The sequence below is a fragment of the Lysinibacillus sp. NPDC095746 genome (assembly GCF_044763535.1).
Taxonomy (GTDB): Bacteria; Bacillota; Bacilli; order Bacillales_A; family Planococcaceae; genus Lysinibacillus.
On the sequence record NZ_JBIWGL010000015.1, the window covers coordinates 50,315 to 75,464 of the forward strand.

General features: G+C 36.8%; 21 protein-coding genes, 1 riboswitch and 1 other annotated feature. Of the genes, 10 read left to right on the forward strand and 11 right to left on the reverse strand.

Going from position 1 to position 25,150, the window contains the following annotated elements; all coding sequences use genetic code 11:
• Positions 1-88: 88 nt before the first annotated feature.
• Positions 89-1,678 (reverse strand): acyl-CoA synthetase MbcS, encoded by a 1,590-nt coding sequence (mbcS, locus tag ACIQ7N_RS12670; RefSeq protein WP_402932532.1) that lies wholly within the window; start codon positions 1,676-1,678, stop codon positions 89-91.
• 225 nt (positions 1,679-1,903) lie between these two features.
• A riboswitch (TPP riboswitch) is annotated at positions 1,904-2,002 on the forward strand.
• A gap of 89 nt (positions 2,003-2,091) precedes the next feature.
• On the opposite strand from mbcS, the gene thiM reads away from it, so the two are divergent.
• The 3 genes from thiM to thiE are packed head-to-tail and all read left to right on the forward strand — an operon-like array spanning position 2,092 to position 4,293.
• A complete protein-coding gene (thiM, locus tag ACIQ7N_RS12675) occupies positions 2,092-2,847 on the forward strand; it encodes a hydroxyethylthiazole kinase (RefSeq protein ID WP_402932535.1) in 756 nt (251 codons plus the stop codon).
• Positions 2,847-3,671, forward strand: a complete 825-nt coding sequence (thiD, locus tag ACIQ7N_RS12680) for a bifunctional hydroxymethylpyrimidine kinase/phosphomethylpyrimidine kinase (protein WP_402932664.1) — start codon at positions 2,847-2,849, stop codon at positions 3,669-3,671. The genes thiM and thiD overlap by 1 nt, the downstream gene beginning before the upstream one ends.
• Positions 3,661-4,293: a thiamine phosphate synthase gene (thiE, locus tag ACIQ7N_RS12685; RefSeq protein ID WP_402932538.1), complete on the forward strand. Its 633-nt coding sequence runs from the start codon at positions 3,661-3,663 to the stop codon at positions 4,291-4,293. The genes thiD and thiE overlap by 11 nt, the downstream gene beginning before the upstream one ends.
• A gap of 180 nt (positions 4,294-4,473) precedes the next feature.
• On the opposite strand, the gene ACIQ7N_RS12690 is transcribed toward thiE, so the two are convergent.
• The 5 genes from ACIQ7N_RS12690 to ezrA form a co-directional block, all read right to left on the reverse strand.
• Complete coding sequence (locus ACIQ7N_RS12690; protein WP_132357214.1) at positions 4,474-4,686, reverse strand: alpha/beta-type small acid-soluble spore protein; 213 nt, start codon at positions 4,684-4,686, stop codon at positions 4,474-4,476.
• 150 nt (positions 4,687-4,836) lie between these two features.
• Positions 4,837-6,045 carry a tRNA uracil 4-sulfurtransferase ThiI gene (thiI, locus tag ACIQ7N_RS12695; RefSeq protein ID WP_132357215.1) on the reverse strand — a complete coding sequence of 403 codons (1,209 nt, stop codon included), beginning with the start codon at positions 6,043-6,045 and terminating at the stop codon, positions 4,837-4,839.
• Positions 6,046-6,047: 2 nt separating this feature from the next.
• Positions 6,048-7,202, reverse strand: a complete 1,155-nt coding sequence (locus ACIQ7N_RS12700) for a cysteine desulfurase family protein (RefSeq protein ID WP_402932542.1) — start codon at positions 7,200-7,202, stop codon at positions 6,048-6,050.
• A gap of 478 nt (positions 7,203-7,680) precedes the next feature.
• Complete coding sequence (locus tag ACIQ7N_RS12705; RefSeq protein WP_402932545.1) at positions 7,681-8,145, reverse strand: GNAT family N-acetyltransferase; 465 nt, start codon at positions 8,143-8,145, stop codon at positions 7,681-7,683.
• Positions 8,146-8,340: 195 nt separating this feature from the next.
• Positions 8,341-10,050, reverse strand: a complete 1,710-nt coding sequence (gene ezrA, locus ACIQ7N_RS12710) for a septation ring formation regulator EzrA (protein WP_402932548.1) — start codon at positions 10,048-10,050, stop codon at positions 8,341-8,343.
• A 190-nt stretch (positions 10,051-10,240) separates the two neighbouring features.
• Here ezrA and hisJ point away from each other — a divergent pair, with 190 nt between their 5' ends.
• Together hisJ and ACIQ7N_RS12720 are read left to right on the forward strand one after the other, a co-directional pair.
• Positions 10,241-11,035, forward strand: a complete 795-nt coding sequence (gene hisJ, locus ACIQ7N_RS12715; protein ID WP_402932551.1) for a histidinol-phosphatase HisJ — start codon at positions 10,241-10,243, stop codon at positions 11,033-11,035.
• A gap of 24 nt (positions 11,036-11,059) precedes the next feature.
• Complete coding sequence (locus ACIQ7N_RS12720) at positions 11,060-11,539, forward strand: GAF domain-containing protein (protein WP_132357220.1); 480 nt, start codon at positions 11,060-11,062, stop codon at positions 11,537-11,539.
• Positions 11,540-11,614: 75 nt separating this feature from the next.
• Here ACIQ7N_RS12720 and ACIQ7N_RS12725 read toward each other — a convergent pair whose 3' ends face one another.
• A complete protein-coding gene (locus ACIQ7N_RS12725) occupies positions 11,615-13,495 on the reverse strand; it encodes a sensor domain-containing diguanylate cyclase (RefSeq protein WP_402932554.1) in 1,881 nt (626 codons plus the stop codon).
• Positions 13,496-13,958: 463 nt separating this feature from the next.
• Here ACIQ7N_RS12725 and rpsD point away from each other — a divergent pair, with 463 nt between their 5' ends.
• Entirely contained in the window at positions 13,959-14,561 is a 603-nt protein-coding gene (rpsD, locus tag ACIQ7N_RS12730) for a 30S ribosomal protein S4 (RefSeq protein ID WP_142508770.1), read from the forward strand.
• A gap of 96 nt (positions 14,562-14,657) precedes the next feature.
• On the opposite strand, the gene ACIQ7N_RS12735 is transcribed toward rpsD, so the two are convergent.
• The 3 genes from ACIQ7N_RS12735 to ACIQ7N_RS12745 all read right to left on the reverse strand — a co-directional run bounded on the left by ACIQ7N_RS12735 (position 14,658) and on the right by ACIQ7N_RS12745 (position 17,112).
• Positions 14,658-15,506, reverse strand: a complete 849-nt coding sequence (locus ACIQ7N_RS12735; RefSeq protein ID WP_402932557.1) for an alpha/beta fold hydrolase — start codon at positions 15,504-15,506, stop codon at positions 14,658-14,660.
• A gap of 151 nt (positions 15,507-15,657) precedes the next feature.
• On the reverse strand, positions 15,658-16,521 hold the full coding sequence (locus ACIQ7N_RS12740) for a CPBP family glutamic-type intramembrane protease (protein WP_402932560.1): 864 nt from the start codon (positions 16,519-16,521) through the stop codon (positions 15,658-15,660).
• Positions 16,522-16,524: 3 nt separating this feature from the next.
• Positions 16,525-17,112, reverse strand: a complete 588-nt coding sequence (locus tag ACIQ7N_RS12745; protein WP_402932563.1) for a TetR/AcrR family transcriptional regulator — start codon at positions 17,110-17,112, stop codon at positions 16,525-16,527.
• Between the two features lie 187 nt (positions 17,113-17,299).
• Between ACIQ7N_RS12745 and ACIQ7N_RS12750 the strand changes: the two genes are divergently transcribed.
• The 3 genes from ACIQ7N_RS12750 (at position 17,300) to ACIQ7N_RS12760 (ending at position 20,085) form a co-directional block, all read left to right on the forward strand.
• Positions 17,300-17,620, forward strand: a complete 321-nt coding sequence (locus ACIQ7N_RS12750; protein WP_402932566.1) for a hypothetical protein — start codon at positions 17,300-17,302, stop codon at positions 17,618-17,620.
• Positions 17,621-17,954: 334 nt separating this feature from the next.
• Complete coding sequence (locus ACIQ7N_RS12755; protein ID WP_402932569.1) at positions 17,955-19,160, forward strand: iron-containing alcohol dehydrogenase; 1,206 nt, start codon at positions 17,955-17,957, stop codon at positions 19,158-19,160.
• A 115-nt stretch (positions 19,161-19,275) separates the two neighbouring features.
• Positions 19,276-20,085, forward strand: coding sequence for a cobalamin-binding protein (locus ACIQ7N_RS12760; RefSeq protein ID WP_402932572.1), 810 nt, complete (start codon positions 19,276-19,278; stop codon positions 20,083-20,085).
• Between the two features lie 248 nt (positions 20,086-20,333).
• Here the strand turns inward: ACIQ7N_RS12760 and tyrS are convergent, their stop codons facing one another.
• Positions 20,334-21,602: a tyrosine--tRNA ligase gene (tyrS, locus tag ACIQ7N_RS12765; protein WP_402932575.1), complete on the reverse strand. Its 1,269-nt coding sequence runs from the start codon at positions 21,600-21,602 to the stop codon at positions 20,334-20,336.
• Positions 21,603-21,675: 73 nt separating this feature from the next.
• Positions 21,676-21,879: a binding site (T-box leader), on the reverse strand.
• Between the two features lie 102 nt (positions 21,880-21,981).
• Here tyrS and ACIQ7N_RS12770 point away from each other — a divergent pair.
• Positions 21,982-25,107, forward strand: a complete 3,126-nt coding sequence (locus ACIQ7N_RS12770; RefSeq protein ID WP_402932578.1) for a transglycosylase domain-containing protein — start codon at positions 21,982-21,984, stop codon at positions 25,105-25,107.
• Positions 25,108-25,150 lie beyond the last annotated feature (43 nt).

The window sequence follows — 25,150 nt, forward strand, 5'->3', positions numbered from 1 at the left end:
ACCTATACTACATTATCTTCTATTAAAAAAAAATCAAAGTTCATAAAAAAAGCAGGAACTTTGATTTTCGACATTATTTCCTAGGAAATTAACGATGATTACTATATTGGATTTTTTCTTGCTCACGTAATTCGACACGGCGAATTTTGCCTGATGTAGTCTTTGGTAGCTCAGTAACAAACTCAATAGCACGAGGATATTTATAAGGAGCTGTTAAAGTTTTTACATGGCTTTGTAGTTTTTTTATAAGCGTTTCATCACCCACTACTCCATCAGTCAGCACTACAAATGCCTTCACGAGATTTCCACGAATTTCATCCGGACTCGCAACTACGGCTGTTTCTTTTACTGCTGGATGCTTCAATAACGCATCTTCTACCTCAAATGGACCTATCGTATACCCAGACGAAATAATGACATCATCTCCACGTCCTTCAAACCAAAAATAGCCATCTTCATCTTTATATGCACGATCTCCTGTAATATACCATTCGCCCCTAAATTGTAAATTTGTACGTTCTGGATCGTTTAAATATTTCTTAAATAACGCGGGTGATTCACAATGCACAGCAATATCTCCTACTTCTCCAATTACAGTAGGATTTCCAAAATCATTAATAATTTCAACCGTATTACCTGGAGTAGGTCTGCCCATCGAGCCCATTCTAGCCTCCATCCCTACCATTGTTCCAACAAGTAATGTATTCTCTGTTTGTCCATAACCATCACGTACTTGTACATTAAAGACGTCGGAAAATACTTTTATCACTTCACTATTTAAAGGTTCACCGGCTGACACAGCCTGACGTATCGTACTTAAATTGAAGTCTTGCAAATTTTCAAGTCCTGCCATAAATCTGTATTCGGTCGGTGTGCAACACAGAATATTAATATTGAATTTCTCAAGCAATGAAAGGTAGGTTGCCGCATCGAAGTGACCTTTGTAAACAAATGCTGTCGCACCACTTCCTAAAGTAGCAAGGAACGGACTCCATATCCATTTTTGCCAACCTGGTGCTGCGGTAGCCCAAACAATGTCACCTTCTTGTACACCTAACCAATTTGGTGCAGTAGTTCGTAAATGCGCATAACCCCAGCTATGTGTATGAACCGCTGCCTTTGGATTGCCGGTTGTACCACTCGTATAAGCTAAAAATGCAATGTCTGTACTCTTAGTCGGTGTAGAACTTATGTAAGTCGTCGGTTGATTTTGCATTTTTTCAAGCAATGGCTGCCAAGGTTCCTGTGCACGACCAATGACAAACTGCTGTATTTCTTGTAAATTTCCAACATTATCGAATTGTTCAATATAAGGTTCAAATGCAACAACGCCTTTTGCATTGGCATGATTGATTCGGTATTCAATATCCTTAGTTCTTAGCATTTCTGAGCTAGGTATAATCGTTAAACCTGCCTTTAAGGCTGCAATATAAACGATATACGCTTCAACTGATCTTGGCACCATGACCAAAATAACGTCACCTTTTTTTAAACCTTGAGATGTAAATACATGTGCTGCCTGGTTTGCCTTTTCAAGTAAAGCTCGATATGTTAAGTATTGAATTTCCTCATTTTCGTTATAAACTAATAATGCATTTTTAGTAGAATCCTGTGCATATTTTTCAATTTCATCTGAAATGTTATACCATTCTGGTGCGATTAAATCTTCTCTTTTCATGGCAAATGCCCCCTTTTGTACGCTCATTATAAAACTCAATTTTTATCATTTTCAATGGAATTCACTCCAATTCATTAAAGTCGTGACAACTATCATGCTCTGCTATATGGCATCAGTCACGTATTGGTACTATCAATTTCGACATAGCATTAGTGCTGTTTTCGCGAAGAAAAAATAACCTATTGAACACGAATGAATAATATGGTACATTTTGGTCAACTAAAAGCATGATTGCAGGGGGACTCAATTAGAGTTGAGAAGGTAAAACCTGACCCTTTGAACCTGTTAGTTAATACTGACGTAGGGAGCAATTCACATCTATTTACTGATGAAAGGCTCTTTTGCGTGTTTTTTTCTACACGAAAAAGAGCCTTTTTTGCACGCTTACGTCCATCCAACAAGGAGGACTAAAAATGTTATTTCATACTATCCGTAAACAAAATCCATTAATTCATTGCATTACTAATTATGTTGTAGCTAATTTCCAAGCAAATGGCTTATTAGCTATAGGCGCTTCACCAGTTATGGCAGATGACAGTCGTGAAGTTGAAGAAATGGTCGCAATTGCCTCAGGCTTATTAATAAATATCGGTACCCTTAATGAGCGAATGAAAGAATCAATGTTACTTGCAGGAAAAAAAGCAAATGCTCTTGGCATTCCCGTTGTTTTAGATCCTGTTGCTGCAGGTGCAACAACTTACCGGAAACAAACGGTACAACAATTACTCAAGGAAATAAATTTTGCTGCTATTCGTTGTAATGTCGGAGAGCTTGCAGCAATAGCCGATATAGAATGGCAACAAAAAGGCGTAGATAGTGGTAGTGGTTCAATTTCTTTAGAAGTTGAGGCACAAAAAGTAGCTCAGCTTTACAATTGTATTGTTATTGTGACCGGTGAAAAGGATTTTATTACTGATGGCGAACATCAGCAATGGATTACAGGTGGAAATTCACAAATGACAGAAGTCACTGGAACAGGTTGCTTATTGAGTGCCATTTGTTGTGCTTCCTACCTTGTAGGAAATAAGCCATTTGACCAATTAATAGAAACATTATCGCTTTATAAAAAAGTAGCAGAGCAAGCTGCTTCTTCCACTTCATCTATTGGCGATTTTCAAATTGCAGTATTGAACGAACTACACCGCCTCTCCAAGGGTGGTGAACAATGATGCATATTGTCACGACAATTGCTGGTTCTGATAGTGGTGGCGGCGCAGGGATACAGGCTGATTTAAAAACTTTCCAGGAATTAAAGGTGTTTGGAACGTCTGTTATTACAGCTTTAACCGCCCAGAATACACTCGGGGTATCGGATGTCTTACCAATTGAAGTTAGTTTTGTCGAAAAACAACTTCAAGCGCTTATCGAGGATTTTTCAATAAGTGCTATTAAAACTGGAATGCTGTTTTCCTCGGAAATTATTCAATCAATTGCACGGATTTTAACTGCAATAAATTGTCCGCTTATAGTAGATCCTGTCATGATTGCTAAAGGTGGCGAAAGCTTATTACAGCAAGAAGCAATTGAGGCATTACGCAGTTATTTGCTTCCTATAGCAACAGTGGTCACACCGAACATTCCAGAGGCAGAAACCCTTTCTGGAAGGAAAATCACTTCTTTAACAGATATTAAAGAAGCAGCTAACGTCTTATTACAGATGGGCATTCAATGCGTCATTATTAAAGGCGGTCATTTAGAGGATAAACGTTATGCTACTGATTATGTATTTTTCCAAGATGGCCGGTCATTTTCCATGCAGTCCACTCGTATTGCAACGAAAAACACGCATGGTACAGGCTGTACGTTTTCCGCTGCATTAACTGCTTTTCTTGGTCACGGACTATCTTTAGAAGATGCGATTGAGGAGGCTAAAAAATTTATTCAATTAGCAATAACTCATGATTTATCTATTGGTAATGGACATGGTCCTACAAATCATTTTGCTTATCAAAACTTGAAGAATTCCTGCGAGGTGATCATTCATGAAACGTGACGATCTACAGCTATATTTTATAATGGGTACAAGTAATGTTTTCAAACACAAGCCATTAAACGTTTTAGAGAAAGCTCTGCAATCAGGAATAACGATGTTCCAATTTCGTGAAAAAGGACCAAAAACACTAACTGGGCAAGCTTATGAAGATTTTGCTCGTGAATGTCAAAAGCTCTGTCAACAATATCATGTTCCGTTTATCGTCAACGATGATGTCGAGCTGGCTATAAAGCTTAGAGCAGACGGTGTTCATATTGGGCAAGAGGACTTTCCTGTGTCGATGGTGCGTAATAAAATTGGCAACATGATTTTAGGCGTTTCTGTTCATTCACAAGCTGAATTACAAACTGCTCTACAATATGGTGCTGATTATGTAGGAATTGGTCCGATTTTTTCAACCACTTCTAAAAGTGACGCCAATCCACCTAGTGGAACGAATTTTTTACAACAAGCTCGGATGCAATATCCGGATCTCCCTATCGTTGCAATTGGAGGCATAAACTGTTCGAATGCTCCTATAGTATTTAAAGCAGGTGCTGATGGAATCGCAGTTATTTCTGCAATTTGCCAAAGTGAGGATATTGCAAATACAGTCTCTACATTGAAATCATTTGTAGGATAAAGGTAGTGGGGATCTTTAGCTTTTCCAAGCGGATTTTTACAATGGGAGGGCCTGACGCTTCTCTTTAGATATAGATAAATTACGCCCATTCATACGGGATAAAAATTAATAAATTTAAACAAACTAAAACCAGTGCCTTTTACGGTCACTGGTTTTAATTTTATAATTGCGATTATGCAATTATAGGTTGTTGTTTGGCATACCTTTTAATTGTGATTCTGCCATTTGTACAAGACGTTTAGTGATTTCACCGCCAACGGAACCGTTAGCACGAGCTGAAGCGTCAGCTCCTAATTGAACACCAAATTCTTGTGCAATTTCGTATTTCATTTGATCAAGTGCGTGCTCTACACCAGGTACAGCAAGCTTGTTTGAACTGCGATTTGAAGTCATGTCTCTCACCTCCTTGTGAATATAGAATGTGCGATATTAGATTTTTAATACAAAAATTTTTTAGGTAAATTGTGCCACGAAGGAAATAAACAAAAAGCCGACTCAAGATTTTTGAGTCGGCTCGTTCGCTTAGGAAATTGCAAGTTTCTTCTATAGAAGATCTGCAAATTTATCGGCTTCTTGCTCTTTTTTCGGGAAAATATAGACTTCACGATTTTTCACTGCTCGTTCGATTAGCTCATCAAAATCCGAGAAGCTTTCGTAATGCTCAACCTTTTCAAGCTTCGGCTTTGTTTTTGGACTTGCTGGAGTAAAAATTGTACAGCAGTCTTCAAATGGCTGAATTGACGTTTCGTATGTGCCTATTTTCTCTGCAATATCGATAATTTCTAATTTATCTGATGAGATTAATGGACGTAAAATCGGTGTGTTAGTTACGGCATTAATAGCTGTTAGACTTTCAAGAGTTTGACTCGCTACCTGTCCAAGACTTTCACCTGTAACAATTGCTAATGCACCAATTTCTTCTCGTACTTTGTCAGCAACTTTTAGCATCATACGACGAGTGGTTGTCATCGATACATTAGAAGGTACTTTTTCTTTAATAAGAACTTGGATTTCAGTGAAAGGAATCACATGTAAACGTATACTAGCGCCAAATTTCGTTAATTCATTAGCCAGCACCTTTACTTTTTCTAATGAATTTTGGCTTGTATAAGGTGGACTAAAGAAGTGTATCGCTTCTAAGCGCACTCCACGTTTCATCATTAAATAACCTGCAACAGGACTATCTATTCCACCAGAAAGCATTAATAAAGATTTACCATTCGAACCTACAGGCATTCCACCTGCACCCGGAATAACTTGTGCCATCATATATGTTGCATCATGGCGCACCTCTACACGAAGCTCGATATCAGGCTGTTTCACCTTTACTGATAAATTTTGATATCGTGGTAATACATAACTACCAATTTCACGTTGAATAGCATGGGATTCTAACGGAAATGTTTTATCTGTACGCTTTACTTCTACTTTAAAAGTAAGCTGCTCATTTTTAAATGTATCCATAATTGTTATGGCAAGTTTTTTCATGGCCTCCATGTCTTTTTCACATGCTGCCACTGGACTAAAAGATTGGATACCAAAAATTTTAGGTAATCCTTTTAATAGAACGTCCATTTGTGTTTCATTTTCAATGGCGATAAACATACGGTCGCGCTCTGTGCGAATGTGTAAATGTCCTAAATCTGCAAACGCATGACGAATGTTCTCGCGTAAACGACGAATAAAATCCATCTTGTTGCGACCTTTTGTAGAAAGCTCACCATATCGAATTAAAATTTCTTTCCAAATCATTTTTAATATTCTCCTTTAAGTTCCATCAATACTTCATCTAATACTTGTTTAAACTTTACTATATCTTCATTTGTTACATGCGCTCCAAAACTTATACGAATAACACCCTTTTTATAGTGCTCATCAATATTTAAAGCTTCAACAACATGGCTTGTTTTTGTCTGTTTCGATGAGCAAGCACTCGATGTCGACACAATTACATTGCGTTTTTGCAATGCATTGATAATGACTTCACCTTTTAAGTCGCGAATACTAAAAGATAAAATATGTGCCGCACCTTGTGGGGTTGATAAAATATGCACTACATCTCCATAACCACGTAATTGCGCACATATTTCATCATTCCATTGTCGATATTTTTTTGCACGATTATTCATCGTCTCGACTGCCATTCGGGCTGCTTTGGATAAAGCTACTGCTTGCGGTACAGCTACTGTTCCACTACGTAAACCAAACTCCTGCCCTCCGCCAAGTGCATACGGTTGCCATTTCATTTTTTTACGGAACGCTAGTACACCTGAACCTTTAAAGCCATGAATTTTATGGCCAGAAATTGAAATACAGTCTGGTCCATCTTCATCGTTAAATGATATTGGTAACTTTCCAAAGCTTTGTACAGCATCCACGTGAAAAGCTGCCCGACTTGATTCATGAATAATTTTTGCAGCTTCAAAAATTGGTTGGATAGCACCCATTTCATTATTTACATGCATCACACTTACTAAAACGGTATCCTTGCGCACTTTTGTGCGAAGCTCCTCTAAAGAAATAACGCCATTTTTATCGACTTGTAAGTATTCAACATCAAAACCTTCTTGCTCAAGTTGCTTAACAGATTCAAGAACAGATGGATGTTCAACTTCGGTTGTTAAAATATGATTTCCTTTATGTGTATTGCTACGTGCTAAACCAAATATAGCCGTGTTATTGGATTCAGTACCACCTGATGTAAATAGCACATTTTTTGCTTCTGTCTGCAAAATATCTGCTACTTGCTCACGTGCACGCATTAACAATTCGTTTGATTCAACACCCATTGCATGAATGGAAGCAGGATTAGCATAATACTGCTCATTCACTGCCATAAATGCTTGCATAACCTCTTTTAAAGGTTTTGTTGTTGCACTGTTGTCTAAATAGATTGTATTAACTTCCATTAATATTCACACACTTTCAAAACGTTGATTTAACGGTATTTATCATAACGCAATCTTCAGCGATTGACTACTAACTTTAACAATTATCCTAATTTAATCGCTTATTGTTTGCTTTTAATGTGCAAAACCACCCATTATAGAGTGGCATATTAAAATTTACTATGAGCGTTTCCTGAATATAAAAATTTGAGTTTTGCATTGTTAGGCTTTGACTATAACGTAAGGTTGATTTCCGTTCCGGCTGCGCGCTTTGTAGCTGTCGCTTCACTTTCGCTACAGAGCAAAGCTTTCTGGGGGCGTCCGATGAGCCGCTTCACTCGCGATGTGATCTGACCCCGAGGAGCCGCCCAACCTCCACTCCAATCAACTTACATACAAGACATATGCTTTAAATAAATGCCATCCTCAACTTTCAGCGACCATATTTAAACTATATTTCAACACCGTATTGATAAACCCTAGTTAAACATGCTTATTTTTAATCTTTCTTCATTGTTATAAATTCAGTTGAAGCTGTAAATTCCATAACTTTTGTAAAGCCTAATTTTTCATACAGGTGAATTGCTCTAGTATTAAATGTAGCTACTGTTAAACGAAGAGGACTTTGATTTTCTTGTTGTAGCTGATTTAAAATAAATGAAAAAAATTCTGAACCATAACCTTTTCCTGTTAGCTCAGGCTTCATCCCAATCCCCACATCAATGTACTCGTCTAAATACGCACCATAATTACACCCTATAGGTACTTGTGCTGATGTTCCTATACAGAAAAAACCAACTAGCTCTTCTTTATCATTAACAATTGCATAATACGGACTTTCAAGAATTTCTTTTAAAGATTCATCGCATAGATCATTGTTATAAAAATCATATGGTTCCTCATATTTCCAACCTAAAATATCAGTCGCAAAAATTTCATTCATTTCCCGAATATAAAATTGCATTTGAAACACCTCTAATAGCTTTTAATCAATATCGTAGTGAGACAGCATGTCAAGCTTCCCGTTCCATTTCTTATTAAAATTGAATGCGTAGCTTCCTCAAACGTTCCAAATATGTTTATTGAAATTTGCACCTTTATAACAAAACTGTCTAAAAAGTATTAACTATACCTTTTAGACAGCTGATGTAATTCTTTATTATACTTGACTATTTTGATGCGTTTCTTCTGCTACGAGTTCTTGAATTCGCTTTAAAGCACCTGGCTCCATTTCTTCAACTGCCGTTCCAGCCTCTTCTAATGCCTTGGAATAACGGAATTGATTAAAGGATTTTTCTGCTTCTCTTAAACAACTATGCAATTTAGGATTTGTGGCACGATGACGATTACCGTACTGAATAATACGCTCAATCAGCATTACATTTTCAATCAATTCATGCGCCTTCGCTTTTACATCCTCTACACAAAGTGTTGCAGCATTTAAATTGTTATGAACTGTTCCCATATTGAGCGGGACTTCTTGAAGGCTTTGCATAACTACATAAATATGCTCTGCCGCCTCATCTAGACGAGCGTCCATCTCTTCGGGGATACCTGGAATATTCGCCTTATTCAATAGACGATCTGTTTCTTGTAATGTTTTCTTTAAGTTTTCTACTTGTGCACGGGCCTTGTTTTCATCAATTCGGAGCTTCTTCATCGTATTTGATAAGTGACCTTGCTCCTCATGAATACGTTCAAGTTCCTCGTTAATTTCAATCAATTCTTCCTGCAAACTTGAGTATGCAGATTTTTCCTCCCTAACACGCATCGCTAATAAATCATAGCGACGTTGTAAAGCCTCTAATTGCTTTAATGCAGCTTTTGGAATTTCGGCATCTTTTTCATTTAAACGATAGCTTTGCTGCACAAACGTTGCTTCATCACTTACTAATCTTGTTGAACTTATAACATTAGTAATTGAGCTTAATAAACGATCACAATTTTGGTCAACGTAATTTTTAGCAATAACTTCTTTTTCAAGTAGATCGTAAAAGTGATCAATCTCTTCATTTATTTCAGCTACACGTGGTTTAACAACGCTTAAATTAAGCTCTGCTAATTCATTTTTTAATGTTTCAAATTCTTCATCAAATTTATCGAGCCCCTTAGTTAGCTCTAAATGCTGTAAATAGTAGGATTGCTCCTCCATTTCACGCTGGCCACTACGCAATTCTTGTACCGCTCCTGGTAGCTTTACTTGCAATTCAGTCAAAATTGTTGGGACATCATTAATATATTCAAATGTCTGTTGTGATTCTTGGTTCAATCCAATAACAATTTCTCGTGCCTGCAAATAATTCCCTTCGCTAGTAAGGACATCGAATTCCTCAAACTTTTGAACAAACATCTCCAGCTTTTTCTCCAGAGCCGGTAATGCTACACCAAATGAATGTTGGTGAGCTAACAATGTTTTACGTGCAGAGCGATAGTATTCTTTTAATTGTTCAATTTCAATACGATTTTTTTCTTCGCTGCCAATTAATTCATTTAGTTCTTCTAAGATTTTATCTTTATCTTGTTCACATTTTTGAATATAATCTTCTATCTCACGTTCAATTAATGTTGCTTTCTTAAAACGAAGTCTATTGATTTGATCCTCTGCATCAAATAAAAGTGAATCAATTTTTGTCATATGTACATCGATGACTTCATCCCAGCTATTACGCCATCGTTCAAACATCTCTTCCGTTTCACCGTTCATGTTCAAAGATTTAACTTTTGAAATTTCCTCATTTATGGGATTGTTTTGTATTTGTGATTTTTCATTTTCAAGTTTAGCAATGATTGTTGTATGTTTTCGTCGCATCATAAATCCTACTATCGCTAAAATTAATAGTAGGATAACCGGAATGATGATATACTCCATCGTAAGCCTCCTATTCTACAATAAACGAATTGGCTAGTTGTATTTATTATATACTATGTTATCGCCTTTTGTACTAAAATTTGAGTGTTTTTTATGTATTTACGCCTTTCTAGAATAACATCTGCTTAAATTTTGAACAATTTGCGCAAATAAAAGTGTTTGGTCCAAAATCTAAAGGAGTGGTAATTTTATGAAATGTGACGGCCATGTTCATAGTCCTTATTGTCCACACGGTACTTCTAATTCATTTAAGCAATACATTGAAAAAGCAATTTCTCACAACTTTACTGATATCACCTTTGCAGAACATGCACCATTACCATTGAATTTTACTGACCCTACACCTCAGCAAGATAGTGGTATGAATCCGGAATTTTTAATGCCTTATTTTGAAGATTTACAACGCCTTCAAGAGGAGTATGCGCAAGACATTCGCATTCATATCGGTCTTGAGGTGGACTATATTCAAGGCTTTGAACAAGAAACTCGTCAATTTCTTGATACATATGGACACTTTTTAGATGACTCTATTTTATCCGTCCATTTTTTACAATGGCAAAATACCTTTGCATGCATAGACTTTTCTCCAGAAAGCTTTATGTCTTTTTCAAAAAAAGTGGGTTCTATTGAACAAGTGTATAATTTATATTATGATACCGTCCTACAATCCATTAAAGCAGATTTAGGGCAATACAAGCCTAAGCGCATTGGACATCCTTCACTTATTCACAAATTTCAATTAGCACATAAGATGAAAATTGATGATTCTACGCGAATTCGGGAAGTTTTAGATTTAATGAAGGAAGAAGGCTATGAGCTAGATTTAAATAGTGCTGGTTTAAGTAAAACATATTGTCAGGAACCTTATCCACCTTTACCCTTTATCGATTATAGTAAATCGATTGGGCTACCAATTGTTTTTGGTTCAGATGCTCATTGTGTTGCTGATTTACATCAACACTATAATGTTATATTTCCAAAATAAATAACTTTCAAACGAGGTGTTATTATGTTTACACAAATTAATTATGAAGGACCCATTGCCGAGCAATATAATACATTAGCCAAACAGTTAGATGCCTTACTTACGGGAGAAAGCGATCGCATTGCCAATTTAAGCAACGCCTCTGCTTTACTAAATCAATTCCTACCAAACATTAACTGGGTTGGTTTTTATGTATTACAGGGGGATGAACTTGTATTAGGGCCATTCCAAGGCTTACCTGCCTGCGTCAGAATACCAATTGGACGCGGAGTTTGTGGAACAGCTGTAGACAAAGCAGAAACAATAGTAGTAAAAGACGTACATGACTTTCCTGGACATATTGCCTGTGATGCTGCATCCCAATCCGAAATTGTTATTCCCTTAATAAAAGAAGAACAGGTCATCGGTGTTCTTGATATCGATAGTCCAATCGTAAACCGCTTTTCAAAGGAAGATCAAGAAGGGTTAGAGATATTCGTTAAAACCTTACTTCTCCATTTATAAAAAAATACCCTGAAATGATGTATTGTCATTTCAGGGCATTTCAGCACATAAGGCTGACGTTTTCTTTATTTCACATTATAAATTGTTTTGATAAGATCGATCATGAACACAAAATCGATTTTTGCCACTGTTTTTCGCTTCATATAGCGCTGTATCTGCATGGAGGAAAACAGACTGAAAAGCTGGATGGTACTGTTCGTCCCATGTTATGAGACCTGCTGAAATAGTCACCTGAGGATCTGTTGTATCTGGAATTTTTGCAACGATTGTGGCTGCTAATTCGATTGCTTCTTTCTCATCAATATTTGGGATATACACAGACATTTCTTCTCCACCCCAGCGTGCACAGATACCACGAGCTCCAATCGTTTCTTTTAACTGTACCGCAATTTGCATAAGAATCTTATCACCAATTTGGTGACCATACGTATCATTAATACGTTTGAAATTATCAATATCAATAAGTAAAAACATCCCTGATTGATCATTTTTAAGAGATTTTTCTACATACTGATCTAAATAACTTCTTGCATATAATTTTGTTAAATGGTCCAAATCTACCATTTCTTGAAGTTGATTACGTAGTATAGAGTTTGCAATTGCTAAAGAAGAGTGATGGATTAATGATTGCATTAGTTTAAAGCTATCGAATGAAAAGAAATATGGCTCCTTGTGTAACACAATACTAAAGCCGTTAATTTTTTCTTCCATTAAAATCGGGATTGCCATAATTGAACGATATTCAATTTGATTAGGGGTTAATCGACTGAAATCGGCAATAAATAGTGGATCGTTAGTATGTTCAAAATGATGCTCAACATGTTTGATATATGTTTGACCCTTCTCTGCATTGAATAAGGCTGTACTAGCATCCGTCACTTTAAAGGTATCATTATGTTTAAAAGCGAAACCAACTTCCATTGGTTGAAAAGATTTCATTAACTGTTTTTGAAGGAAAAGTAACATTTCATTTATGTCAATCCTCATATTTAAACGATGCGATGTTTCATTGATGAGTTGTAAATCACTTACAAGGCGATGTGATTGATGATATAATTTCGCATTTTCTAGCGCATTTCCAGATGTTTGTGCTAGCATTCGTACAAAATCTTTTTCAGTCGTTGAAAAAAGATATGTTGTAGGTGCACTTACTTGTAAAATACCATAAATTGCTTGTCTTCCTTTTATAGGGGCGTTTAATAATCGACAATTCAAATCGCTTGCTAGCTCCGTCGTCAGCTCTCCTGAGACAAAAGCCTCAATTGTTGCAGGTCTTTCAGATAAGTAATCAAATAGCTTAATATCGATCGTCGTATGGCGGTCTTGATCATTCGATAGTATAAGCTCCACATTAAACTCTGGAAAATTATCCTTAATATTTTTCAAGACATTTTCTAAAATTAAATCAATATCCATAGTGGAATGAAATAAATCTGTCATATTGTACAATTTTCTATATTGATCTTCATTCACTTTTACTTGAAGATTTTCTCTAATTATCTGAAAGAACTTCGTGAGCGTTTCAACAAACTCTTCCCCATAATCCGAAGCCATAAAGTCTGTCCAGGCATCGGTTGCCTCAACGAGCAGCACACCAATTGGATTTTTGCCATCTGCTTGGAAAAGCACCATATCTGTCATCATCATATATGCTTCTTTTTCTTTTAATATATAAGGGACTTTTACCAACTTCTGTTGATAAAAGTTAGCTTCAATCATTAACCATGACACAGCATTTAGTTTTGTTTCAATTGTTAAAGTTGCCATTTCTTCAACAGGTATTAAAGAATTACCTTCAAAACCAAGAAATGCCATTTTTACAATTCCAAAGCGCTTCTTTAGACACTGTTTTAATGAGCAAAAATACTCATTAAAACCGGCTTGTTCCTTAGAACTCACCCAAATGCTCAAAACATCTGATTTTATATATTTTAGCGTTTGTAAATGGTCTGTCATGAAATCACCTTTTCTATATAACGTCCAAATCAATACTATTAACTTATAGTATAGTATACATAATTTGTGTCATTTTGACTATGTTATTCTATTTTACTTTTACATTTCACATTCCACACTGTACCATTAACTACTCTTGTGTTCAGAAATATGTATAAAGAGGAAATTTATACTATTACCCTTTTTTCGAAAATAGTTAGTCTAATAATTGACGTCTATGTAATAAGCCGTTACAATGGAGTTTGTGTAAAATAAACGCAGCAGTGGTATGAGCTTATTACTGTATTTTATTCCTCTATTCTATTTAGTATAACTAAACAGATTCTAAACAAATAGATGGTGTATTGCGTAACCTAAAGGCTGCATAGGCGAAAATACATGAAAATAAAATGCGTATAAGAATGGGTACTACTGGTTTTTGTTTTACAACAAAAAAACCAAATTTAAAGGAGGAGACAACAATATGTCTCGTTATACAGGTCCATCTTGGAAATTATCACGTCGTCTTGGTATCTCACTAAGCGGTACAGGTAAAGAAATCGAAAAACGCCCTTACGCACCAGGTCAACACGGTCCAAACCAACGTAAAAAATTATCAGAATACGGTTTACAACTTCAAGAAAAACAAAAACTTCGTCACATGTACGGCATGAACGAACGTCAATTCCGTACTCTATTTGACCGCGCTGGTAAAATGAAAGGTGTACACGGTGAAAACTTCATGATCCTTCTTGAAACTCGCCTTGACAACCTAGTTTACCGTTTAGGTTTATCTCGTACTCGTCGTGGATCTCGTCAATTAGTAAACCACGGCCACATCTTAGTAGATGGCAAACGCGTTGATATTCCTTCATACAGCGTAAAACCAGGTCAAACGATTTCTCTTCGTGAAAAATCTCAAAACCTTGCTGTAGTAGCAGAAGCAATCGAAGTAAACAACTTCGTACCTGACTACTTAACATTTGATGCTGACAAAAAAGAAGGTACATTCACTCGTCTTCCAGAGCGTTCTGAATTATCAGCTGAAATCAACGAAGCATTCATCGTAGAGTACTACTCACGTTAATTAAATTGCTCTGCAAAGAGTAGTTTAGAAAACCCTAGAAAGCCTTTTATATTAAGGTTCTCTAGGGTTTTTGCTTTTTATCGACGATGCTAAATATTATGGTTGCTCCTTTATAAACAACTTATATTCATCCACAAATCTCTCAGATTCCTCCAAGAACGGATAATGGTTACTTTTTCCAAAAATAACTAATTTTGAGTTCGGTATTTTATCATTCATTTCAATAGAATATATTACAGGACACTGTACATCATATCTACCACACATTATTAAAGTTGGCGTTACTATAAATCCTAACTTTTTCGACACATCATATACTTGCAATTCTCGACTAAAAAAGTTCAAACGAATTGCGGATATTTCCTTCCTTATACTTTGAGAAAAAAGTTCATCATATTTATCAGGCTCAAATAAAGATAGCTTCGTCCTTTCTGCTTTTAGTTTATTTCTTTTTTCTGTTAGTAAATCTGGGCGTTTTAAAATTTCAATCAGTTCTTGCATTCTGTTGAATTTTGGGTGTTCAGGATTATAAATACAATCTTTTGAAAATGTCATATATTCTCTTGCAGCTGCTCCGACAATTACATTGAAATCTAGACTATTTGAAAAATATATTCCGTAAATTATTCCTAACATACCTCCAGTTGAATGCCCCGCAAATCCCCATTTAACAAATCCTAATTTTTCACGTATAGCTTCTAAATCGAATATCGATTCCAACATACTCAGTTGATAAGGCTCTACTGCTTTTTCTGAATGTCCTGCCTCTCTTAAATTTACTAAAAATACTTTGTTTGTTTTTGTAAATGTCTCCGCAAAATAATCTCCTGTCTGATTAAATACAGAGTAATGATGGGTCATACAAAGTGGTTTCCCTTCTCCCTTGATAAATATTTCAAAGGTCCCACGTGATGTATTAAGTAATTCCTTTTCCCAATATCCCACTGTTATCTCCCTTTCTTATTAACTCACCTGCATCTGCATCGTTAGTTTAATAATAATCATATTAAACCAATTTGGAAATTTTTATCTGTTTCACCATTTCAACAGCTCTGAGCGAAAACGTAGTTCTAACGTAGTGGTAGCAACAATAAATTCAAATTTTCACGATAACAGCCGTAGTTGATTTTGATACAATTTCCCTCTCCAGCTTTTTTCGTTTAATTCGCAATAAAAGCCCTACCATTAGGTAAAGAATTGTAGTAATAATGCCTGCCGTTGGAGAAACAAGGAATTCTTTCCCTTGAGCAATTTTAATATAGCCATCAAGAATAAGCGGATTTACAAGCGCATCTTCTGTCATATGCATAAGGACAAGTGGCCATATACTTTTCGTCATTAAATAAATTTCTGTATACATTACTGTCCAGCAAATCATCGTCACAATACCTATTAACGCAAATAGCCATCTATCTACAGGAAGTACACTGAAGATATCACTTTCTGATAGGAACACTAAAAAGTACGGAATATGCCACGCTCCCCAAACACCACCAACAATACAATATAACCGAAAATCACTTACTTTTAACGTTAAAAGTTTACTTGTCAAATACCCTCTCCAAACGGATTCCTCAAAAAAGTTTTTAATAAATTGAATAAGTAAACCACCAACGAAAACTGAAACTAGTGCATCTAAATTAAAATCCGAAAAATCCATCCAGCCAAATAGATCGCTTACTAACAATACTATAGAAGTGACGCCAGGAAAGACTAGGAGCGAGACAATATACCATTTTATGTTACCTTTCAAATTAGGTAATAAGCCAATATCTCGCCAACCATCTCCCGCAAAGGCACGTAATAGTATAATTGTCAGCAGCGGAAACACTAGCCAAATGCCCATTCCAAGCGTGTCACCTCTAGGCTGTTCAGGGATGAAGCGATCTACAAAAACACCAAGCCAACCACATAGCAAAACAACAACTATAAAAATTATTAAGTTGCGTTTTATTTTCATTTTTCAATCCACCTCCCTGTTTTCAAGGATTGAAATAACCCACATCGTATTTGGACAAGGAGTTTCGGGATGCAGCGCAATGTATTGAGCGATTCCTTGAATAGAACACCAAAATGCTACGGCAAGGGCTTCAGCTTTACCCTGTTTAATTTCACCTAGCATTTGCCCTTTCTCTATTAATGGAACACTCTTTCTTATTACTTTATCTGCCTCCATAAGCATTTCTTTTAAATCTTCCGACAAGGAATCAAGATGTTGTGCATTTTCCATTAGGACAAACATTTTTGCTGCAGATGGGTTTGTACGAATCATGTCAAACAATTCCTCAGCAGCAGCTGTAAAAATAGCTAATGGGGATTCATTCATAAAATTAAAATCCATTTGAAGTCTTTCACACCCTGTGCGAATTAGCTCTTCATAAAGCTTTTCCTTAGAGTCAAAATAATGAAAAAGCAACCCCATGCTCATATTAGCAGCTTTAGCAATATCAGCAACTTTCGTTTCACCATACCCCTTCCGAATAAACAAATCTAATGCAGATTGTAAAATCAATGCCCTTCGTTGTTCTTTTTGTTTATGTCTAATTGACATCTCCCCCACCCCTTTATTGAATATACTTTCATTGAAATAATATTCAATAAAATGGCAAATATTCCTAAAAAGTGCCCAGAAAATAAAAACTTTAATAAGATTAATTAATATATACCAATGTAAAAGGAATTCTTTTATCTTTACGGAAGTCTAAATAGGAAAGATTAAAAATTCAAAGGAGGAAATATTGGGGGTTTCTGAACTTACTGTGCTCGTTTTAGTTTATGATTTTTTTCCTAGAAAAGCATTAAAGCATCCAATTAAGCTATTTGGTTCGGTTATAAGCAGGAGGTTATCTTTTAATAATCACAGCGGTTATCCTCCTATCAGTTTAGATTCAACGGCAATTTTCTATATATGCACATTACTCGGATATACGGTTTATTCTTTATGTAACTCTCGCATTATGGATTTCCTTAAACAATTTAAAAAGGAGGGTCAAATAATTTTGAATATACCTATAAATTATGACCATTTTATGTACTTTAAAATAGTAATTACACAATAAAAAACAACTTAACCACTACTATTATAGTAAAAACAAATTATCAATTATTTACTATTCTATTCTCCTTTAAAATAGAACACATTTCCAAAAAATATATTTTATTTTCATAGGAAAACAATTTTCGATCCTTTTTAAAATCAACACTTCTAGGCAATTAAACCTTCTGTCACCCCAAAAATAAAGATAACTTTTTTGTAAAATAATAACACAATCAAAATTAACAATTTTAATAAAAATACGAGTTGAACTTTTACAAATAATAGAATACTATGAATTTCGAAAGGTGGTTCGCCATCATTCAAGCAATAACAATTTTTTTAAAGGGGTTGGAAATATGTCAGACGTTCTAAAGCAATTTGTTATGCCGAAAACAAACTTATTTGGACCTGGAGCAATTCAAGAAGTTGGTAAACGCTTAAATGATTTAGAAGTGAAAAAGACATTAATCGTAACAGATGAGGGCTTACACAAACTAGGTCTCTCTGAACAAATTGCTAACATTATTATAGCTGCTGGAATTGATGTAGCAATTTTCCCGAAAGCAGAACCAAATCCAACAGATCAAAACATTGAAGATGGGATTACAGTGTATCACGCTGAAAACTGTGACTCGATCGTTTCTCTTGGAGGAGGTAGCGCACACGATGCAGCGAAAGGTATCGGACTTATTGCTTCGAATGGTGGACGCATTCATGATTACGAGGGCGTTGACAAATCACAAAACCCATTAGTGCCATTAATCGCTATTAACACAACTGCTGGTACAGCAAGTGAAATGACTCGCTTCACGATTATCACGGATACAGCTCGTAAAGTGAAGATGGCTATTGTGGACAAACATGTTACACCACTACTATCAATTAATGACCCAGAGCTAATGATTGGCTTACCTCCTACTCTAACAGCGGCAACTGGTTTAGATGCATTAACACATGCAATCGAATCATTTGTATCGACAAACGCAACACCAATTACTGACGCTTGCGCTGAAAAGGTACTTCAGTTAGTTCCTGAATATTTACCACGTGCCTATGCAAACGGTGCTGATTTAGAAGCACGTGAGCAAATGGTTTACGCACAATTTTTAGCAGGCATGGCGTTTAATAACGCTTCACTTGGCTACGTACATGCAATTGCTCATCAATTAGGTGGCTTCTATAATCTACCACATGGTGTATGTAATGCTATTTTATTGCCTCATGTTTGCCGCTTTAACTTAACAGCACGTACTGAGCGTTTTGCAAAAATTGCTGAATTGTTAGGTGAAAACGTTGAAGGATTAAGTAAACGTGATGCTGCGGAGAAGGCAATTGTAGCAATCGAAAAACTTTCTAGCGATTTGAACATTCCAAGCGGCTTCCGCGAACTAGGTGCGAAGGATGAGGATATTGAAATCTTAGCGAAAAATGCAATGTTAGATGTATGTGCTGCAACAAACCCACGTAAAGCAATTTTAGAAGACATTAAACAAATTATTACAAATGCGATGGGCCCTGTAGCGAAAGAAGAAAAATCACTCGAAGCTATCGCACTTACTTAATAAGTCAGAAGGCATGTCTCTTGGCATGCCTTTTTTTATTGAGAAAAACATTCTGTCATTGTATGTGATTCCAACACTAGCTATACTTTTCTTAAAAAGAATTGGAGATAAGAAGATGCGTTTAATATCAATTTGTCCTAGTAATACCGAGCTTGTTGCTTATTTAGGCCTGACTGATCAGCTTGTTGGAGTCGATGATTTTTCGGATTGGCCAATAGCAGCAAAAAACTTACCTCAGCTTGGCCCAGATTTATCAATTGATATGGATGCATTAGAGGCGTTGCAGCCTGATCTTGTACTCGCATCCTTAAGTGTCCCTGGCATGGAAAAAAATATTGAAGCGTTACAAGCTAGAAATATTCCCCATATTGTTTTTAATGCTAATTCATTAGAGGAAATCGCACAGGATCTCCATACTTTAGGTAAAGCCTGCGGAGTTGAAGGACGTGCACAAGAAATTTCTGAGGAATATTTACAATGTATCGATTGTCTTCGCACAGTTGCTCAAACGATTCCTAAAAAACCAACTCTCTATTGGGAGTGGTGGCCAAACCCTATCTTTACACCAGGTAACGTAAATTGGCTAACTGAAATAAGTGCCATTGCAGGTGGGCAAAATCTGTTTCAAGATGTAGAGCTAACAAGCGTGCAAACTGATTGGGCTGATGTTGTAAGGCTCGACCCAGACTATATTATGATGGCTTGGGTAGGGGTTGCATTTGAGCGTATTCAACCGGCTAATTTATTAAAGCGTGCACAAGCGCAGGAGCTGCAAGCTGTTAAAATGAAACAGCTTCACGTAATGGAGGAATGGCTTTATTGTCGCCCATCACCACGCCTCCTAGAGGGTGCATTAAAGCTAGCGAATATGCTCCACCCCGAAGAATATAAGCACGTAAAGCTTCCTAGTTTTTTTAATAGCTAAAACTAACAATTTGTCAGTGGCATTGTCTTACTAAATACAGTGTGGCTGTTCAGCAAAGTAAGGGGGTTATTTAGCGTGTATTTTCTGGCATGTTACTTATTTAAGTGAGAAAACGCAGCATCAGCGCATGCAAAGCTAAGATAGCAGCTAAATGTTCGCCATAGGAGAGCGCTCCTTGACCATTTTTCAACAAAAAGAAAGAAACATCCCCTCAAATTTCGAGGGGATGTTTGACATGTTTGTTCGGATTAAACAAATTTCACCATATGGTATTTTTTCTTGCCGCGACGAACAATGCTGAATGCATCTTCTAAACGATCTTTGCCGTCAATTACATATTCTAATGCAGTGACTTTTTCACCATTCACGCTAATCGCACCATTTGTTACGTCTTCACGAGCTTGACGTTTGGAAGGTGAAATACCCGCTTCCACTAATAATTCCACAATGTTTTTATCTTCTTTCGCCAATTCAATAGAAGGAACATCTTTAAACGCATCCTTCATTTCATCAGCAGAAAGTGCTTTTAAGTCTCCAGAGAATAAAGCAGCTGTAATGCGGATTGCTTGGTCTAAAGCTTCTTGACCATGAATTAAGCGAGTCATTTCTTCGGCTAGTGCTTTTTGCGCCTTACGTAAATGTGGTTCCTCTTCTACAGATACTGCTAAAGCTTCAATTTCTTCACGAGAAAGGAATGTGAAGATTTTTAAGTATTTTACAACGTCAGCATCTGCAGCATTAATCCAGAATTGGTAGAACTCGTATGGAGATGTTTTCTTACTATCTAACCATACAGCACCACCTGCTGTTTTACCAAATTTCGTACCGTCTGCTTTCGTTACTAAAGGAATTGTTATACCAAAAGCTTTCGTTTCTTCCTCATGTGTTTTACGAATAACTTCTAAACCTGTTGTAATATTCCCCCACTGGTCAGAGCCACCTACTTGAATACGACAGTTGTAATGGTTGTATAAATGATTGTAATCAATACCTTGAATTAAAGTATACGCAAACTCAGTAAATGAAATCCCTGTATCAAGGCGTGATGCAATCGTATCCTTTGCTAACATGTAATTCACGTTAATTAATTTCCCATAATCACGTAAAAACTCAATCGTATTTATATTGCCAATCCAGTCACGGTTATTCACTAATTGTGCACCATTACCATCTTCTGCAAAGTCAAAAATACGCTCTAATTGACTACGGATACCTTGAACATTTTTATCAATTTGCTCAACAGTTTGTAATTGGCGTTCTTCCGAGCGACCAGATGGATCTCCAATCATACCAGTCGCACCACCAACTAACAAAATCGGACGGTGGCCTGCTTTTTGGAATCGGCGTAGCGTTAAAAGAGGCACAATATGCCCAATATGCATAGAATCCGCAGTTGGATCAACACCGCAGTATAAAGATACAGATTGTTCATCTAATATTTTTTTCATACCTTCAGCATCAGTTTGTTGGTATAACAATCCGCGCCATTCTAAGTCTTGTAATAATTCGTTCGTCATTTTTATTCCTCCTAAGTGTTTAATATTCCGTGTAGGGAGAAACAAAAAAGTCCCTACACGCAAAAACATTGCATGCAGGGACGTTAATAACTAACGCGGTACCACCCGGCTTGAAGATGTCATCCATCTTCCTCTTCATTCAACCGCCTTTATCGCAGGCGCGCACGTCTAAGCTCCAAGCACGTAATTCGTTTCTACATTATGACCAGCTTTCACCAACCGCTGGCTCTCTAAACAGGGAATGTAGACACTACTGCAAGCTCTTCATCACTAGAAAACTATAAGCATTATTCTAAACGATTCTTTTTCATTGTCAATAACTATGTTCGACCTAAATCAATATGTGCTATAATAGACAAGATTTTAGGAGGTCGATACATTGAAAGATTGGATTGAGAAAATCAATGCAAAGATCGATGATTTAATTCAACAAAAATGGATGAAGAAATTACGTATTTCAGGAAGTGTTACCTGGAACTTATTTTTACTATTTTTAGTCTTTGCATTGGTTGGCACTGTATTTGCCGGGTCAGTGGGCGCTGGATATTTTGCTTCACTTGTAAAAGAAGAGCCACTTCGCTCAAAGGAAGAATTAAGGAATGAAATTTTCAACTATGATTCAACAAGTGAGATTTATTTTGCCAATGATATTTATATCGGAAAATTACGGACAGATTTAGACCGTCGAGTAACAACATTAGACCAGGTCGCACCTAATGTTATTAATGCAGTTTTAGCAACAGAGGACGAGTATTTCCGTGAACATAACGGAATAGTTCCAAAGGCTGTTGTCCGTGGGCTACTTCAAGACGTCACAAACTCTTCTACTCAAACTGGTGGTTCTACACTAACACAACAGCTTATTAAAAACCAAGTATTAACAAACGAAGTATCTTATGAACGAAAAGCAAAAGAAATTTTACTTGCTATGCGTTTAGAGCATTTTATGAAAAAGGAAGAAATTTTAGAGGCCTATTTAAACATAATACCTTATGGCCGTAACGCTTCCGGTCGAAACATTGCAGGGGTTGAAACAGCTGCTGAAGGTATTTTCAATGTAAAAGCAAAGGACTTATCGCTTCCTCAAGCAGCATATATAGCTGGTATACCCCAATCACCTTTTGCTTACACCCCATTTACAAATACAGGTGTACTTAAAAGTAAAGAAGCTCTTCAACCGGGTATTGATCGTATGAAAACTGTACTTTATCGTATGAAAGACGCAGGGTATATTAACGAAGCTCAATATAAAGAAGCACTTGCTTACGATATCACTGCTGACTTCCGTTCACCGGAAATGCGCGCAGAAGATCGCTACCCTTGGCTAACGTATGAGCTTGAAAGTCGGGCGAAAGACATTATTGCGGAAAAACTAGCAGAAGAAGATGGTATTGATCCAGAACGCTTAAAAAGTGAGAAAAAATTAAAAGATAAGTATACGATTCTAGCAGATCGCGATGTTCGCTCAAAAGGTTATCGTATCTATTCAACTATTAATAAAGATATGTACGATTCAATGCAAAAAGCAGCGGACAACTTTAAAAATTACGGTCATACTTATACCGTTAAAGACAAGGACCCTGCAACAGGTGAAGAAGTGGATACTGAAATGCCTGTACAGGTCGGCAGTATTTTAATTGAAAATAATACTGGACGTATTTTAAGCTTTGTCGGTGGTCGTGATTTTGAATTAAAAAGTTATAACTACGCTACACAGGCAAAACGCTCAAATGGCTCAACAATGAAGCCTTTACTCGTATATGCACCTGCAATAGAATACGGTGTAATCGGTGCAGGTAGCCCATTAGTTGACGTAAAATTCTCTGTTGGCAGTTGGAGTCCGAGCAACTATATTACTAGTGATGAACGAGGACTTATACCTGCACGTGAAGCTTTAGCTAGTTCACAAAACTTATCTGCTTTACGTCTATATTATGATATTCTTAACAGACGTCCTGCCGATTATTTAGTAAAAATGGGTATTTCAACTTTACAACCTGATGACTTTACAAACCTTGCAGCTGGGATTGGGGGAGTAAAAGATGGTATTACTGTTGAAGAGAACACCAATGCCTATGCAACCTTCGCAAACGGCGGTCAATTCATTGACGCTTATATGATTGATAGAATTGAAGACCAAAATGGAAATATCATCTATAAACACGAAGTTAAACCTGAACAAGTGTTTAGTCCTGAAACTTCTTATATCGTTACAGATATGTTACGAGATGTGTTAACAAAAGGAACAGGTACAGTTGCAAGAAATTCACTTAAATTCTCTGCTGACTTTGCTGCTAAGACAGGTACTTCACAAAATTATAAAGACGTTTGGCTAGTTGGCTATAACCCGAATGTTTCTCTTGGTGTATGGATGGGTTATGATAACAATCAATCACTGTATACTTTTAATAATACGTATCAACAGCCTAGTGTGCGAATTAACAAGCTGTGGGGAACATTAATGAATTCTGTGTATGATGTCGATCCACAATTAATTGCCCCTAAAACTAGATTTAAGCAACCGAAAAACGTTGTCACTGCATCATTCTGTGGTATTTCTGGTTTAGCACCTTCAGCAGCATGCGCTAATGCTGGTCTCGTACGCTCTGATTTGTTTAACGCGAAAGTATTTTTACCTTCGCAGCCTGATGATAGCTTAGCTTCCTCAAAGGTTGTGACGATTAAAGGTAAAACGTATAATGCACTCCCTAACACACCACCAGAATTTGTAAAACCAGGTGGCGCAGGTATTAATCAAGCATTTATTAAACGAATGTTAGGCAGACTTGGCGGTAACCCAGCAAGCCTATTACCAAAAAATTCGACATTATCGAATTCATCGGTATCAGCTGTTGATTTCCCGGCAGATCACAATTCGCCAGCAGCAGTAACTGCTTCAGTTAATGGCAATACATTATCTTGGACAGGCTCTTCAAATGATGTTGTCGGTTATCGAATATATAAAGTAACAAACGGTGGTAAAACACTTGTCGGATCAGTGCTTGAGTCATCACAAAGTATGACAGTAGCAAGTGGTCAAGCCTATGTTGTTGTCGCTGTCGATATTACAGGTTTAACTTCAGCGCAATCTAATGTCGTTTCTACTGGTGGTAGTGCGAATGAAAACCAGCCTGAAAAAGACAAGGAAGAAAAAGATCCCTCAACGACCCCACCTACTAACGGGAATGACCCGAACCAAAATGGAAACGGTTCGGAAAATGGCAATGGGTCAGATGGTAGTAACAGCAACGGCTCAAACAACGGCAACAGCTCGAATAACGGCAATGGTTCTGGAAATACCGGAAACGGCTCGAATAACGGCAGTGGTTCCGGAAATAACGGCAATGGCTCAAATAACGGCAGTGGTTCCGGAAATAACGGTAATGGCTCAAATAACGGGAATGGTTCCGGAAACACCGGGAATGGCTCAAATAACGGGAATGGCTCTAACGGAGGAGACAACGGAAAACCAACTCCACCGACTAATCCACCAACTACCCAATAATCATCTTACACGGCATACTACAATTAAAAGTAATTGTAGTATG